The following is a 15,698-nucleotide window of genomic DNA, read 5'->3' on the forward strand; positions in this document are numbered from 1 at the left end:
TGTTTGGCATAGTTAATGGAAAAACAGTGTAAAGGATAGTCCAGTGCCTTACGGGAAATACCAGAATTTACCACTCAGCGATCGCTTGATGATGATGCTCGAGGCAACACAGGCGGGTACCTGGGAGTGGAACGTGCAGACCGGGGAAGCGCACTTTAACGAGCGCTGGGCGGAAATTATCGGGTACACGCTGGATGAGCTGCAGCCGATTAATATCCAGACCTGGTTGAAGTTCGTCCATCCTGATGATGGAAGCGAGTCTGATAAACGGCTGACTGAACATTTCGATGGCAAGCGCAGCTTTTACGAGTGTGAAGCACGTATGCGTCATAAAGATGGGCGCTGGGTGTGGGTTCGTGATTACGGTAAATTACTGTCGCGTACTGCGGATGGCCAGCCTGAATGGATCGTCGGCACCCATATCGATATCAACGGACTTAAAGATCTCAGCGAGCGCTTTGAGGCTTTTGCTGACCTACTCCCCGGTGTGATTTACCAATACGAACAACGGCCTGACGGGCAGTCATGTTTTCCTTTTGCCAGCCAGGGAATGCGACGAATATACGGCGTTGCACCTGAGGAATTGCAAGAGGACGGCAGCACGGTTTTTAAGGCGATACATCCGGATGACTTGCAGCGTGTTGCCGAAACGATAGCGCAATCCGCAGAGAAAGACGAAGACTGGATTTGTGAGTATCGGGTAATACACACCGGAGAGCCTCGTTGGGTGTTTGGTCATGCGCGTCCTCAATCAGGTTTTGATGGTTCGGTATTGTGGTATGGCATGATCATTGACATTACCGAACGTAAACTACTCGAGCTTGAGCTAGAAAAAAGCCAAGCTAACCTCAAGCTAGCGCAGCGTATTGCGCGCACCGGGCATTGGGAAGCTAATATCGCCACGGGCGATGTCTATTGGTCAGACATGGTGTATAAAATATTGGGCTATAAACGAGGTGAGGTGGAACCCTCGGTGGAGTTTTTAATAGCTTGGTTCCGGAGCAAGACTTAGCAGCCATTCGTGCTAGTGAACTTAAAGCACAACAGACGGGTATTCACGATGTTCAGCATCGCATGATGACAAGCCGAGGTGACACAATCTGGGTGCATGAACTTGCTGAGTTGCAAGAGGATGGCGTTACGCTCATTGGGACAGTTCGCGATATCACCGAGCAGAAGCAACTCGAATTACAATTGCAACGGCAGGCGGTGATAGACCCGCTAACTCAAATCGGTAACCGTCGGTTTTTTGAACGGGCCATACAACGGGAGTTTGCCCGCTTTCAACGACATGGCACGCCTTTTTGTCTAATTACCTTCGATCTCGACCACTTTAAGCGCATCAACGATACCTATGGTCACGCCGTAGGAGACAAAGTATTAACAACGATCTCGGAAATAGTTGCTTCGCAGCTAAGAACTGAGGATAAGTTTGCCCGCGTCGGTGGCGAGGAGTTCGCTATTATTTTACCGGAGTGTAATGCCGAGAGTGGCAAGCAAGTGGCAGAAAAGTTACGCCAATCCATCGAACGGAAAGCAGTCACCGCAGCAGATGACGAACTCAATGTGACGGCTACGTTTGGGCTGGTGGTTGTTGCAGCGCAAACAACTAGCGAAGAGCATTTGTTGCAAATTGCTGACCGTGCACTCTACCAAGGCAAACAACGGGGCCGTAATCAAGTGGTTCTTGCAGATAGCACACTCTATTGATTTCCGTAGACCCTGACGCAGAGGGCGTGTAAAATTCGCACTCTTTGTTAAAAATAATAGAATAGAGAATCACGTTATGGGTCGCGCATTCCAAAACCGAAAAGAATCTATCGCCAAAACGGCAGCCGCTAAAAGTAAGGTCTATAGCCGTTACGGCCGTGAAATTTATGTCTGTGGCAAGCAGGGTGGAACAGATCCAGAGGCTAACCTGGCGTTACGCAGCCTGATTGACCGGGCGAAAAAAGATCAAGTGCCCTCGCATGTTATCGATAAAGCCATTGAAAAGGCACAAGGCGGTGCGGGCGAAGATTTTTCACCTGCCCGTTACGAGGGCTATGGTCCGAGTAATTGCATGGTTATCGTGGAATGCTTAACAGATAACCCAAACCGCACCTTTGGTGAAGTCCGCAACTGCTTTACTAAAAGCAAATGTAAAATTGGCGAACAGGGTAGCGTAATGCACTCGTTTGAGCATTGTGCGATTTTCTCGTTTAAACACGATAGCGAAGACGAGGTTCTGGAAGCCTTGATGGAAGCCGACGTCGATGTTACCGACGTAGAATTTGCAGACGGTGTTGTGACCGTTTTTGCTCCCCACACAGAATATGCTGCAGCACGTCAGGCATTAACGTCTGCTTTTGCTGATATCGACTTTGATACTGACGAAATTCAGTTTGTTCCGCACGTAACCACAGCAATCAGCGACGACGACATGCCAATGTACGAGCGCTTGATGGATATGTTGAATGACTGCGATGACGTGCAAAACATTTATCACAATGCTGAAGTTTAGCCAGTCAAAAACCTGATCCAGATCAAATTGATTTAACGCAAAACCTTTTAAACTTCATGGGTATTCTACAAAAGGAGTTACCCATGAAGCGTTCAGTTTTGTCAGTTGGTATTTTGTTCGGGTTGTTAAGCGGTGCCGCACAGGCTAACGATTTTTCAGTCAATATCGGTGCAATCAGTGTTATGCCTGACGACAGCAGCGGTTCACTAAACGTTGTTGAAAGCGTTGCGGGTTTGGATGCGGACAGCACCGGCGTTGGCGTTAACACCAATACGCAACTTGGCCTGACATTCGACTATGCGCTTGATAATCACTGGGTTATTGAGTTGGTCGCTGCGACTCCCTTTAGTCATGATATCACCGGTACCGGTGCTTTAGCGGGCGTTAAAATCGGTGATACCAAACATTTACCCCCAACCTTATTAGCCCAGTACCACTTTGATATCGGCAGCGATATGTTTAAGCCGTTTGTTGGTGTCGGTGCTAACTATACAGCGTTTTTTGACGACCAGGTGTCACCGGCAGTAAAAGACCTATTAGTCAGCACCGGTGTTGCAACAACGAGTGACGCAGTAGATCTTGCTTTAGAAAACAGCTGGGGTGTTGCATTGCAAGCCGGTGTTAACGTCAGTCTAAGCAAAGACTGGGGGATGCACGTTATGGTCAGCAAAATGGATATTGATACCACGGGTGATGTGCGTCTGAATGGTGCAACGATAGAAAGTGTCGACGTACAAATCGACCCATACGTGGCAATGGTTGGTTTACGTTATTCGTTCTAGCGTTTTAGGGGCCTGAATTAGGGAAGATGCCCTCGCCGCCACAGGTTTTCTGATGGCGGCTTTTTTATGGCGCTTTTTTAGCGAGTTTGCGTTGCAGTGTGCGTCGATGCATACCCAACTCTCGTGCTGTTTTAGAAATATTACCCTGGTTTTCCAGCAATACCCGGTGAATATACTCCCACTCTACCTGAGCCGGTGATAATGGCTGGGCTTGTTCAAGGTTGGTTGGAGCCTCGCCATTTAAGCGTTTAATAATATCCTGACTGCTGACCGGCTTAGCTAAATAGTCATCAGCCCCGCGTTTTATCGCCTCAACCGTGGTTGCAACACTGGCATAACCGGTTAATACAATCAGTTGGTCGGGCGTATACCGCTTAATCAGGGGTTGAATAAGCTCTATGCCATTATCGGAGCCAATCATCATGTCGAGCAAGATCACGTCATAGTGGACAGGCTGCTGTTCCAAAGCAGACAAGCTGTCAAAACTAACATCAACGTTAAAACCATGATACTGAAGACGACGGCTCATGACGTGGCAAAAGCTTTTATCATCGTCAATGAGTAATACCGACAGACTCATACTGCTTAACCTATATTGTTAGCGGGTGATAGCGGCAGTCGTATTTTGGTTATAGCGATGCCGTTGTGCCAATTCCAGCTTACCTGACCATGATGTCGCTCTATCGTAGCATGGCTAATGACTGCGCCTGCGCCACTGCCTTTATCACTTTTTTGTAAGCTAAAACCCAGGTTATTGGCTAGCGAATCAACGTGCTGGGTTTGATTTGTTATGTGCCAGTATAAAAAGTTATTTTTAGTCGTAATTTTCACGTCAATTTCGCGCTCTGGTGAAGCTTCGTGTGCATTGATAATGAGATTAGCGATCGCAGGTATTAACGTCCGATCACAGACCAGAGACTGTTTAAGCGTTGCGTTATCAAGCTGCCACTGGGCAAGCGTTTGTGGGCTTACAACTCGCAATAACTGCCGAATTTGTTGACTTAGCTGTTCAACACTCAAGCGATGGCGACGGCCGCTACGAACATCATCAGCAGTTTGCCGCCATTGCGCGAGTGAGTGGCCGATTTTCGTTAGCTCAGTGTCCAGAGTTTGCCAGTCAGCATACGGGGCTTGCTCAATAAGCTCTTCATGCAACAGTTGCATGGTTTGGATGGGTGTCGCTAAGTCATGCGCTAGTTGTGCCGCCGCAGAACCGATGGTGAGTAGCTGTTCATCGCGCAGCTGGCGTTCACGCAGGGCTTGAGCAACCTGTTGTGAGCGCTGCCAGCGTTGCTTTAACCAAAGGCTTGATACCCAAATGATCATTGCTGCGATAACAAAACTAATGACCATACCCTGCGCGTGGGCGGTAAACTCCGGCCCCATGGCATGGCCGCTGTGGTCAGCTACACTGAGCCACTGATGCCCCCACAGTTGCGCGATTTGCCCTGAAATACTGGCAACTAAAATGATTAATGCAGGTAACCAGTTAAGGAGCAAGACGGCAACCACAACAAATAGCAATAAGATCGTCGAAAAGGGGTTACTGATACCACCAGTAAAGGCAATAACCACGTTGGCGATGCTGATATCAATCAACATGACTAAGACTAATAACAAGGTATTTTCACGGCCGTATATCGTTGCTAAGAGGGTCAACATTCAGATGCTCCGAGGCGCCTAAAAATACAGGTTACTTTGTAACCAAAAGACCCGTCCGGGTTCGTTAACGCGATCAACCTGTTCATAGCCTGCAATAGTGGCTCCGCTGCTACTAATGTGCTCAGCATACGTTTTATCTAACAGGTTATCGACACCTATTGCTAACTTCCAGCTTTTATCGAGTTGCCAGTTCATGTTAGCTGACAGCACGCCATAGCCTGGCGTTTCGGCAAAGTCATAACCAATGACGTTGCCACGCCCGATGTCCACCTTGTTTTGCTGCTTAACGACCCGCCATAGCAGTGAGTAGGTAAGGTCGTTATGTGTATAGTCGCTGGCAAGTCGTAGCTCATCCGCCGGTTGTTGTGGCAGATAGCGAATATCGGTGTCGTTGCTACCTCGGGTAAAAGCAAAGCTGGCTGAAAGTTTCCAGGCTGTCGTTACATTCCAACGACTGGTGAGCTCTCCACCCCAGGTGGTTGCATCGATATTGCGGACGCTGTCTGCCATCCTCCCTGAGCTTTGTTCCAGCAGAATAAAGTCATCGATATTGCCGAAAAATACTGAGGCTTCTAATTGCAGGGCGTCGTTTTGGTATTGCCAGCCTACGTCCAACTGTTGATTTTGTTCGGGTCGCAGATAAAGTGCCGAGGGCGAGCTCTGATAGGTTTTATTGTTGCCAATGGCTTCCCAATAGTCCGGAAAGCGCTCTGCCTGGCCCAAGCCAGCATACCAAGTGCCCAAGTCGGTTTGCTGCTCATAACGAATAAAGCCACTAAACAAATCATCGTAGTGTGTTTGATTTAATGTTGGATTCGGCTGACTATTCATCATGTTACCCAGACTCTCGCGGCGATCAGTCAGCTTCCAGTGGTCAAAACGAACTCCTGTGATGAGCCGCTGGTCGGCTGTTAATGACATACTGTGTTCTGCGAACAGTCCAAACTGGGAACTTTCAGCATCGGCTTTGCGTGGCAGCGATTGATAAGGGCTCATTTCTTGATTGCGGCTAATGCGATCACGGTGCTTGTTATCATGATATTCGATACCAAGCTCAGTGGTATGTTGCGAGTGTAGCTGCCATGTCGACTCGATCCGTGCGCCACGCGAATAACGGTCAGGATTGCGCGCGGTCTTATTTGGCATCATCATTGATGGCGTAAAGTTACGTAAGGAATAATTATCCATCACGTGATCGATATAATTGAAATAACTATTGGCGGTAAGTGATTGCAAGGTACCGGCGCCCTCATAATCATAGGTTAATGCGGTGCTGGTGCGCTCGAACTTAGCACCGTCCATGGCGCGATCGGCGTAGGCCGCTTCGCCATCGCTGGCGCCCAGGCTCAGTTTAAATGAGTGATTTAGCGACGGAGTCCAGCCCAGATCGATGTCACCGCTCCAACGTTGGTACTGGCTGTTGATTTCAGTTCCATCGCCATCTTCGTAATTATCTGCAGTGGCTGCGCTAAGGTTAGTTTTGACATAGCCGGTTGCATTACCGGCAATGAGCTCGGCGGTACCATTTATCCGCCCAAAGCTTGCCGCGGTGAGGTTGGCATAACCGTCCAAAATGGGCTCAGAATAGCGCAGCGTATCGCGTTCGAACTCGATGGTTGCGGCACTGCCTGCATAGCGGACGCTTTGCGGACCTTTAACAATGCGAACAGTATCGTAACTTTGTGGCGTGATATAGGCGGTTGGCGGATCCATGCGGCTACTGCATCCGCCCTGCAACATTTGCCCGTCATTAACGATGGTCAGCCGCGAAGCGCCCATTCCCCGGAACATAGGATCTGATGAAGCGCCGCCTTTGCGCGTCGCACTAAAACCTGTAATGGTCTTTAAAAAGTCACCGCCATCGTGTGCAGGTAAGGGCTGCCTGGGTTGCTTCGCGTTTAATTCATAGACACTGGGTGACAACATCGAGTCACCGATTATGGTGATATGTTCTTCAGGCTGTTGAGTCGACTCATTAGCGTCTTGGGCAATGGCTGAAAAACTACTTAATACAGCTATGTAACAAACCGACTTTTTCATTACAGGCACCTTTATTAAAAAATAAGGTGCCTATTATCTGTGTAACCGCTACGTTTGGGGATGTGACAAAAGGTAGCACATAGCTATTTTTGCGGTTATTTTGCCAGCTCTTTTTCAGTCTTAAGTCCAAACACTTTTTTCATGACCATGCTGGCAGGGCAAAAACCGGTAAAAGATTGTTGGAACAAGTTTGCGCCCACAAATACGGTTAGCCAGACAAAATTAGGATGAACCCAATAGGTCAGGGCAACAGACAGCATCACCATAAAACCGGCAAAGGCCATTAATGCTTTTTCTACGCTCATGTTTATTACTCCAATAGAGATACTGCAAAATAGTCCAGCCCGCTAATTAATGACAGCGACTGGATTGATATGCGTCAATCGTCAATACTGCTAATTCGGTTAAATTGAATCGCATCAAAACAATTAAGTTAAAAGCATAATATATGACGACACCACATATTCAAGCAAAATCTGAGCAATTTGCAGAAACCTGTTTATTGCCCGGCGATCCACTGCGCGCAAAGTTCATTGCTGAGAACTATTTGCAGCGTGCAGAATGCATAACCAGCACGCGCAATATGTTGGGTTATACGGGCTTTTATAACCAACAGCCGGTATCAGTAATGGGTACCGGAATGGGGATGCCAAGTTGTATACTCTATGCCGAGGAGCTGATAAAAGAATATGGTGTAAAACGCCTGATCAGAGTGGGATCGTGTGGTTCCACTGACCCAGAGATTAGTCTTAATGATATTGTTCTCGCCGCTGGCGCATCAACTGACTCCAATGCCAACCGGCATCAGTTTAATGGCTATGATTATGCTGCTATTGCAGACTTTGATTTATTGAGTAGAGCGGTGGATGTTGCGAAGCAACAAAAGAAGACGGTAAAAGTCGGTAACGTATTTTCAACCGATAGCTTTTATCACCCGAACCGAAAGTTAACTGCCATGCTCAACCGGTTGCATATACTCGCGGTCGAAATGGAGGCTGCCGGGCTCTATAGCGTGGCAGCACGGCACCGTGCCCAGGCACTGGCTATCTTAACGGTGTCTGACGACCTGATTACCCAACAGCACCTGTCAGGTGATGAGCGCGAGCGCTCTTTTGATACCATGATCACGCTCGCGCTGACAGTCGCTACCGATAGCGATGGTTAAGTTAAACCCAGGCTGATGACAGCAGCGTCATCACGCGCTTGTTGCTGAGCGAAGCTCTGTTTGTCGTGAATGTTGCGCCAATTCATCATCGCCAGCGTTTGCCCAACAGCGCCGCCAAGGCTGTTGCCAGGCCCTAACAGCAAAAGCTTGTCTGGCGCAAATTCACGCACGGCAACCTCAAGCGCGCGAGTGAAATTATAGGTTTGCGCCACTTGATGATTAAAGGTGTAGTCACGCAGGTCCTTTAAATCAACAGCAGGGCGTTGCCAAATATGACCTCGCCCATCAATCAGCGGCAGCGTCGGTTGGTTAAAGTGTTCGACTGACCAATTGGCTAACGCTCGTTGACTCGCCTGTTGCATCAGTGGCGAATGAAAAGCCGCGTGCCCCGGCAGTATTAACGGAAACCTGTCGTCAACCTTGGGTAACTTCCCGGCAGCTTGTTTTATTGCACGCTCGGTGCCCGATAACAAGATATAGCCACCATAATAAATGGATTCAAATAACTCGCCGCGTAACTTATTGAGAATATCTGTAATGGCAGCGTGAAATTCAGGCTGAGGAGTCCAGTTTGCATCTGTTAAGGGAAAAATAAGCTGGGCGCCCTGAGCATCAGCGGTATTACGGGCCATGTCGGTGACGATATCCATGGCATTGACGGGGTCCCAAACACCGGCACAGCTCAATGCGGTATACCAACCCATGGAATTACCCGTAACGGCGACAATATCGTAGTCGTTTTTGACCGCCTGATAATCCAGATAACCGGCTGCGTATATCAGTGCGGCGGAGTTTTCGGCGTGTAGGTGTCGTTTAAAGTCAAACTTTTGTGCTTGATCGAGTTCAGTAACGGTTGCTGCACCCAGGCTATGACGACGCTCATTCCAGGCGTCAAGCCAGTGCTTTTTTTTGCCATGCTTGCGGCTAATAGAGCCCAGTTCAGGTTTGTTATAACCGCCACGGCCGGGGCAGACAACAATGGCGGTTGGCTTTTGCTGACTCATCGATTGGTCACTCCCATTGCCGTTAATGCGGATTCAATATCTGCTGCCGAGGGCAGTACGTCATACGCTGCGGAACCTAACGGAATAAAACAGTCGTCTGCGGTTATCCGCTGTACTGGTCGGCGTTGGGAATCATGCTCTGCCAGATAGGTTATGATTTCTTCACTGAGCGAACCGCGCTGGCGGCACTCGTCAACGATCAGTAGCTGCTCACAATCGTCGATCGCCTGCATAACCTGACCCATATCCAGGGGCACTAAGTAGCGCAAATCAATGACTTTAATTTGCTGTTCTGCGTTTAATCTGGCACACGCCTGGCGGCTTAAGTAATAACCATTACCGTAGCTGATTACACCCACTTTTTTGCCGTTGCCATACACACTGGGTTGACCCAATTTAGGCAACGGTTGGTCAGCGTTAGGGTAGTCACCGACCCAGCCATTATCAGCTTCTGTGAGTAAATCGCGGGTCATATAGAGTGCAATGGGCTCTAACATGATTACCACCCGACGTTCACGTTGCGCCAGTTCAATGGCGTGGCGCATGAGTAGAGCGCCGTCGCGGCCATTGCTGGGGCACATCACGATAACGCCGGGGATATCGCGGAATACGGCAAATGAGTTGTCGTTGTGGAAGTGTCCGCCAAACCCCTTCTGGTAGGCCAGTCCGGCAATTCGAATAACCATCGGGTTATCGTATTGGCCATTAGAGAAAAACGGTAGTGTCGCGGCCTCACCTCGAATTTGGTCTTCCGCGTTATGCACGTAGGCGAGGAACTGGATTTCCGGAATCGGTAAGAAGCCCTGTTGTGTGGCACCGATGGCTAAACCTAAAATACTTTGTTCGTCGAGCACCGTATTCATTACCCGGTTGGGTCCAAAACGGTCTCTTAACGCATGGGTAACGTGGTAAACGCCGCCTTTTTTGCCGACATCTTCGCCAAATAACAGCGTATTCGGATAATCCTGCATGGCCTCATGCAAAGCCCAGTTCAGCATTTTGCCTAACGGTTGCGGTTGTCCGGCATTACGTTTATCGAAAGAAAGCGCTGCGGCAATACTCTGTTCGCTACGAGCAGGCAAAGTCTGCGTCTTAGCTTGCGGAACAATCGATGCTTTGATGGCGGTTGCCGTTTTTAAGCGCGGTCGAGTAGCCGCTTCAGCAGCCACGCGCTGAATGCGGGCTTTAGTGTCCTTTGCGTGTTGTGCCAGCTCGGCACCATCGAATACTCCCCTTTCAACGAGTTGCGCCGCCGTGTGCAGCAAAATATCCTCTTCAAAGTCAGCCGCGATACTGTTTTTATCGCGATAAGCTACCTCTGCATCGGCGCCCGCGTGGCCAAAATAGCGAATGGTTTTTAAATGCAAAATAGCCGGCTTACCGGTTTTGCGGATGTAGGCCTGTGCTGATTGAGTGACTAAGTAAGTCTGTTGCGCATCGCGACCGTCTGCATAAAAGTATTTTAACGGGTGGATAGTCTGTAACCGTTGACCGATCCAACCGTTGGGAGAGCGGGTCGAAATACCGATGCCATTGTCCTCGCAAACATACAGCACCGGCATCGGAATCCCCTGATAGGCAGCCCAGGCGGTGGCATTAAGCGCACCTAACAGCGTTGAATGATTGGCTGAGGCATCGCCGAAACTACACAGCACAATACTGTCGTGTGGCCAATTGCCATTAAGCTTTAAGCGCTTACTCATGGCGATGGCATGCGCTGCCCCCATGGCTTTGGGCAAGTGAGAGGCTATGGTTGATGTTTGCGGCGGAATGTTGAGTTCGAGACTACCCAGTACTTTGTGACGACCGCCAGAAATGGGATCGTCGGCTGAGGCGCAAAAGGACAACATCAGGTCATAGAGTGCATGGCAGCCGGGCTGTTGCTTCGCGCGTTGTAAAAAAAAGGCGCCGCTGCGGTAGTGCAGAAACGCCGGGTCGGTTACGCGTAAGGCCGCAGCAACACAAGCATTAGCCTCGTGGCCGGCGCTGCCTATGGTATAAAAACTCAGTCCCTGCTTTTGCAGTCGTCGGGACTCTAAGTCGGCAAAGCGGCTGGTCAGTTGGCTATTATACCACTCACTAAGCATGGCATCGGATACTGCGGGCTCTGATACCTCGGCTGCAGGTAAATCAGCTACGGCCAAACGCTGAATAAAGTCTGCCTGCCAACCTTCAAAATCGGTTCGCATCATGATGACGACTCCTTGTCAGCAATTAAAACGCAGCAATACCTGTCTGCGCGCGTCCTAAAATTAAGGCATGAACGTCGTGAGTGCCTTCGTAGGTATTAACGGCTTCCAGATTCATCACGTGGCGGATAACGTGATACTCGTCAGCGATACCATTACCACCGTGCATATCTCGAGCGGTGCGCGCGATGTCCAGCGCCTTGCCACAGTTATTACGTTTAATCAGCGAAATAGCCGCAGGGTTTAGGCTACCATTGTCGAGTTCTCGTCCGGCTTGCAGCGCAGCCAGCAAACTCATACTGATTTCGGTTTGCATGTCGGCGAGTTTTTTCTGAATCAGCTGATTAGCCGCTAGCGGGCGACCGAATTGTTCGCGATCTAAGGTGTACTGGCGCGCAGCATGCCAGCAGAATTCTGCTGCCCCCATGGAGCCCCAGGCAATGCCATAACGGGCCTTGTTAAGGCAGCTGAATGGACCTTTCAGGCCTTTCACTTCAGGGAAGATATTTTCTTCGGGTACCTCGACGCCATCCATGACAATTTCGCCGGTGATCGATGCACGTAGTGAGAATTTGCCATCAATTTTGGGTGCGCTCAGACCCGGCATGTCTTTTTCCAGCACAAAACCGCGGATTTCGCCATCGAGTTTTGCCCACACCACAAACACGTCGGCAATGGGTGAGTTAGTAATCCACATTTTACTGCCGCTTAATACATAACCATTGTCGGTTTTTTTGGCCACTGTCCGCATACTGGCGGGATCTGAGCCGGCGTCAGGTTCGGTTAAGCCAAAGCAGCCAACCCATTCGCCCGACGCCAATTTGGGCAAATATTTTTTGCGTTGTGCTTCTGTGCCAAAGGTATAAATCGGGTGCATCACCAATGATGACTGCACACTCATCGCACTACGGTAGCCACTGTCGACACGTTCAATTTCGCGTGCAATCAGACCATAACAAACATGATTAACACCGGCGCCACCGTATTCTTCCGGGAGTGTCGAGCCAAGTAATCCCATTTCACCCAATTCATTCATGATTTCACGGTGAAAAATTTCTTCGCGGTTGGCTTGTAACACGCGCGGCATTAACTTTTCTTGTGCGTACTGACGCGCACTTTCGTGCACCATACGCTCTTCCTCGCTTAGTAGCGAAGTCATGTTTAAAGGATCTTCCCAGTTAAATGCCGGCTGTGACATAGAATGCCTCCGTTGTTATGAGTTGTTAGGCCGCTATTTTTTGCAGTTCCTGTAAATTTTTAATGGTCAATATAGACTGTTGTGTCGCGATTAACCCCTGGTTTTTAAAGGAGGTGAAAATGCGACTGACGGTTTCTACCGCTAAACCCAGGTAATTGGCAATATCGGTACGCGTCATGGGTAAACGAAATTCTTGTCGCGAGAACCCGTGCTCGTGCAAATGATCGCCCATCGCCATTAAAAACGAGGCGACGCGTTGTTCAGCGGTGGTGTTGACGACGTTAAGGTAATGCACATTACGCTGACCGATACGCTTACTGAGTAATTGCAATAAATTCTTATCGACACCATTAAAGTTTTGCGCGAACAGGCGGCTAAGCTTTATTTCACACAGCATCGACGTTTCTAGTGCTTCACAATAGGTTATCGCAGCGCCTTTAGCGATAGATTCCATGCCGATGATATCGCCGGCTAAATGGAAACTGGTAATCTGCTGCTTGCCTTCACTGTCGATGGTATAGCACTTAACCGAACCCGATTTAATGGCAAATAAAGAGTGCATTGGTTGATCGGGGCTATAAACCATCGCTCGCTTGTTATAGACATGGGGTTCGCGACTACTTTTGTCGAGCAACTCAACGTCGCTAGAAACTAGGCCGGCGGGTACGCAAATGGATTGCATACTGCATTGATTACATTGAATAGGATTGCGCATGGCCACCTCGTGTTGTGATTTTGCTGCGTGTTGCATGTGAGTTACCTTTATTCTTGAATGCGTTAGTCTTGCGTAATATCTACAGCATCAACAGGGCAGACGGCATAACAGCTCGGTTGAGCATAATAGCCTTCGCATTCGACACACAGTGCTTGATTGATTTCGTAATGCTCTGCTCCCATGTCGATTGCCTCTACCGGACACTCGGGCACGCACATATCACAGTTAATACAATCTTCGTTAATCACTATCATATCGACTTGCTCACTGTTTAACCAATAGGCTATAAGGGATATCTCGTTCGGCTAAGGGTAAAGTTGTCTGTACAATTACCTTGTAACCTGAACCCGGGGCGCGAATAATCGCTTCGCCTTGCTCGCTTTCAAGGGTTTCTAAATTAAAGCTTTGATTACCGGATGGAGACATCAACAGCACGGTATCGCCGACGTTAAAACCATTTTTTACGTCAACCAGATAACGGTTACTGCCGACTTGCTCAATAAACTGACCGATTAACAGTTGCTCACCTTCGCTATGCGAGCGTTGATAATTTTGTAGATCTTGTGGTGAGTGGCGCTGTAAAAAGCCATGCGTAAAACCACGGTTCGCCATGCCGTTCAGGTCATCTAACAATTGCGGGTCAAAAGGTTTACCGGCTGCCGCATCGTCGATAGCACGGCGATAGACTTGCGCGGTGCGGGCGACATAATAATCGGATTTAGTACGTCCTTCGATCTTAAGCGAATGCACGCCGATACTGACAAGATCAGGAACCAGGTCAATGGCTCTTAAATCTTTAGAGTTCATGATGTAACTGCCACGTAAATCTTCATCCAGTAACATCAGGTCGTCAGGTTGTTTGGGGTCACCCAATAACACCGGATCGGGGTGATAGGCGGGTACATATTGGCCCACCGCGTCTTCTTTGGCCTCGTGAACCTGATACCCCCAACGGCAGGCATTAGTACAGGCGCCTTGGTTGGGGTCGCGCTTGTTCATATAGCCCGATAGCAAACAGCGGCCGGAATAGGCCATGCATAGTGCGCCATGCACGAAAACCTCGAGCTGTAAATCGGGTACCTGTTGGCGCATTTCTTTAATTTCTTTTAACGAAAGTTCGCGCGACAAAATAACACGCTCGATACCTTGTTGTTGCCAGAACTTTAATGCGGCCCAGTTAATGGTATTAGCTTGCACAGAGAGATGTAGCGCCTGTTCCGGGAAGTGCTCGCGCAACAGCATGATAACGCCGGGGTCGGATACGATCAGAGCATCCGGCTTTAAAGCTACTATCTGCGCCATATGCTCAACAAAGTGAGTGAGCTTAGCATTATGAGGGGCAATGTTTACGACCACGTAAAAGCGTTTGTTGTGGCTGTGAGCATAAGCAATTGCCTCACCCATATTCTGTAACGTAAAGCTATTGTTGCGTACTCGTAGGCTGTAACGCGGTTCGCCTGCGTAAACCGCATCGGCGCCGTAGGCAAAGGCTATTTTCATCGCGTTAGGGTTGCCGGCAGGGCAGAGTAATTCTGGTTTATTGACCATGGACAGCTTGACCTAGATCAGGATTGTGGAAAATTTGCGCTGAGATTAGCAGAGTAGCGGTAGCAAAAACTTGATGGGGATCAAAACTTCGCTAACTAGGCTTATGATTGAAGTGTGAGAGACATTGGGTTAAGCAGTTGGAAGAAAATTCCATAGTCGGTAGATTTTTTCTTTATTTACAGGCAGTCTTTCCACCATATTGATTACCGCTGTGTGGTTTGAGAATTAGGGAAACTTAATGGAAGCGAGTTTTTGGCACGAAAGATGGGAAAAGCAACAAATAGGTTTTCATCGTCTAGAGTTTCATGAAATGTTGCGGCGATACTTTAAGACGGTAGCCAAGCCCGGTGCGAGGGTGCTTGTTCCGCTGTGTGGCAAATCGAAGGATATGCTGTGGTTGCTAGATACTGGCTACAAAGTTTTTGGGGTAGAACTGAGCGAAATTGCTGTTAAGCAATTTTTTCAAGATAACGATTTAACGCCTGCAGTCACCATAAAGGGGGACTTCAAAGAATACGCTGTAGACAAGTTAGTTATTTGGGTTGGCGATTTTTTTAAATTAACGAAGAAAGATTTACTTGTTATTGATGCATGGTATGACAGAGCGGCAATGGTGGCATTACCACCTGAGATGCGCAGCCAATATGTGAGTCAGTTGAGTCAGCAGTTACCGCAGCATGCATGTGGCCTGTTGATCACGCTCAACTACCCACCAAGCATGCGCAAAGGGCCCCCATTTTCTATTAATGAGGGCGAAATAGAGGCAAGTTTTGGGCAGCGTTTTAGCATTGAACAATTAGAGTCTGGTGAAGGAAACATAAACGGAGAGAGCTCCGCAGATGAGCCGGTATTAGAGCAAGTTTATAAATTGACTTAATCAGCAGCGATAAAA

At 48.7% G+C, this 15,698-nt stretch carries 16 protein-coding genes; 6 read left to right on the plus strand and 10 right to left on the minus strand.

Translation table 11 applies throughout. The features are described from left to right. Window positions 1–43 precede the first annotated feature (43 nt). The 4 genes from KZ771_RS12010 (at window position 44) to KZ771_RS12025 (ending at window position 3,285) form a co-directional block, all read left to right on the plus strand. Window positions 44–1,012 (plus strand): PAS domain-containing protein, encoded by a 969-nt coding sequence (locus KZ771_RS12010; RefSeq protein ID WP_290653701.1) that lies wholly within the window; start codon window positions 44–46, stop codon window positions 1,010–1,012. After that, complete coding sequence (locus KZ771_RS12015) at window positions 991–1,710, plus strand: GGDEF domain-containing protein (RefSeq protein ID WP_290653703.1); 720 nt, start codon at window positions 991–993, stop codon at window positions 1,708–1,710. The genes KZ771_RS12010 and KZ771_RS12015 overlap by 22 nt, the downstream gene beginning before the upstream one ends. Before the next feature lie 76 nt (window positions 1,711–1,786). Beyond that, window positions 1,787–2,503: a YebC/PmpR family DNA-binding transcriptional regulator gene (locus tag KZ771_RS12020; protein WP_290653705.1), complete on the plus strand. Its 717-nt coding sequence runs from the start codon at window positions 1,787–1,789 to the stop codon at window positions 2,501–2,503. Between the two features lie 83 nt (window positions 2,504–2,586). Next, window positions 2,587–3,285 (plus strand): OmpW family outer membrane protein, encoded by a 699-nt coding sequence (locus KZ771_RS12025; RefSeq protein ID WP_290653707.1) that lies wholly within the window; start codon window positions 2,587–2,589, stop codon window positions 3,283–3,285. Window positions 3,286–3,349: 64 nt separating this feature from the next. Here the strand turns inward: KZ771_RS12025 and KZ771_RS12030 are convergent, their stop codons facing one another. From KZ771_RS12030 to KZ771_RS12045, 4 genes are all read right to left on the minus strand, one after another. After that, complete coding sequence (locus tag KZ771_RS12030) at window positions 3,350–3,865, minus strand: response regulator (protein ID WP_133539935.1); 516 nt, start codon at window positions 3,863–3,865, stop codon at window positions 3,350–3,352. Between the two features lie 5 nt (window positions 3,866–3,870). Further along, window positions 3,871–4,947 (minus strand): GHKL domain-containing protein, encoded by a 1,077-nt coding sequence (locus KZ771_RS12035; protein WP_290653709.1) that lies wholly within the window; start codon window positions 4,945–4,947, stop codon window positions 3,871–3,873. A gap of 18 nt (window positions 4,948–4,965) precedes the next feature. Continuing rightward, window positions 4,966–6,987, minus strand: a complete 2,022-nt coding sequence (locus KZ771_RS12040; RefSeq protein WP_290653711.1) for a TonB-dependent copper receptor — start codon at window positions 6,985–6,987, stop codon at window positions 4,966–4,968. Window positions 6,988–7,082: 95 nt separating this feature from the next. Then, window positions 7,083–7,292, minus strand: coding sequence for a DUF2892 domain-containing protein (locus KZ771_RS12045; protein WP_133539932.1), 210 nt, complete (start codon window positions 7,290–7,292; stop codon window positions 7,083–7,085). 143 nt (window positions 7,293–7,435) lie between these two features. On the opposite strand from KZ771_RS12045, the gene deoD reads away from it, so the two are divergent. After that, on the plus strand, window positions 7,436–8,152 hold the full coding sequence (gene deoD, locus KZ771_RS12050) for a purine-nucleoside phosphorylase (RefSeq protein WP_290653713.1): 717 nt from the start codon (window positions 7,436–7,438) through the stop codon (window positions 8,150–8,152). Here the strand turns inward: deoD and KZ771_RS12055 are convergent. From KZ771_RS12055 to yegQ, 6 genes are read right to left on the minus strand one after another with little or no spacing between them, the layout of a single operon-like run. Next, the gene (locus KZ771_RS12055; protein WP_290653714.1) at window positions 8,149–9,156 is read right to left on the minus strand and encodes a malonyl CoA-ACP transacylase; all 1,008 of its coding nucleotides are present in this window, start codon (window positions 9,154–9,156) and stop codon (window positions 8,149–8,151) included. The genes deoD and KZ771_RS12055 overlap by 4 nt on opposite strands. Next, window positions 9,153–11,348, minus strand: a complete 2,196-nt coding sequence (locus tag KZ771_RS12060) for a thiamine pyrophosphate-dependent enzyme (RefSeq protein ID WP_290653716.1) — start codon at window positions 11,346–11,348, stop codon at window positions 9,153–9,155. Before KZ771_RS12060 ends, KZ771_RS12055 begins: the two co-directional genes overlap by 4 nt. A gap of 22 nt (window positions 11,349–11,370) precedes the next feature. Continuing rightward, window positions 11,371–12,543, minus strand: coding sequence for an acyl-CoA dehydrogenase (locus tag KZ771_RS12065; RefSeq protein ID WP_290653718.1), 1,173 nt, complete (start codon window positions 12,541–12,543; stop codon window positions 11,371–11,373). 25 nt (window positions 12,544–12,568) lie between these two features. Beyond that, window positions 12,569–13,294, minus strand: a complete 726-nt coding sequence (locus KZ771_RS12070; protein ID WP_290653720.1) for a helix-turn-helix domain-containing protein — start codon at window positions 13,292–13,294, stop codon at window positions 12,569–12,571. A 26-nt stretch (window positions 13,295–13,320) separates the two neighbouring features. Next, window positions 13,321–13,512, minus strand: a complete 192-nt coding sequence (locus KZ771_RS12075) for a 4Fe-4S binding protein (RefSeq protein ID WP_290653722.1) — start codon at window positions 13,510–13,512, stop codon at window positions 13,321–13,323. Window positions 13,513–13,522: 10 nt separating this feature from the next. Next, window positions 13,523–14,806, minus strand: a complete 1,284-nt coding sequence (yegQ, locus tag KZ771_RS12080) for a tRNA 5-hydroxyuridine modification protein YegQ (RefSeq protein WP_290653724.1) — start codon at window positions 14,804–14,806, stop codon at window positions 13,523–13,525. A 238-nt stretch (window positions 14,807–15,044) separates the two neighbouring features. On the opposite strand from yegQ, the gene tmpT reads away from it, so the two are divergent. Beyond that, window positions 15,045–15,683: a thiopurine S-methyltransferase gene (gene tmpT, locus KZ771_RS12085; RefSeq protein ID WP_290653726.1), complete on the plus strand. Its 639-nt coding sequence runs from the start codon at window positions 15,045–15,047 to the stop codon at window positions 15,681–15,683. Window positions 15,684–15,698 lie beyond the last annotated feature (15 nt).

The organism is Idiomarina sp. (assembly GCF_019431395.1).
Lineage (GTDB): Bacteria > Pseudomonadota > Gammaproteobacteria > Enterobacterales > Alteromonadaceae > Idiomarina.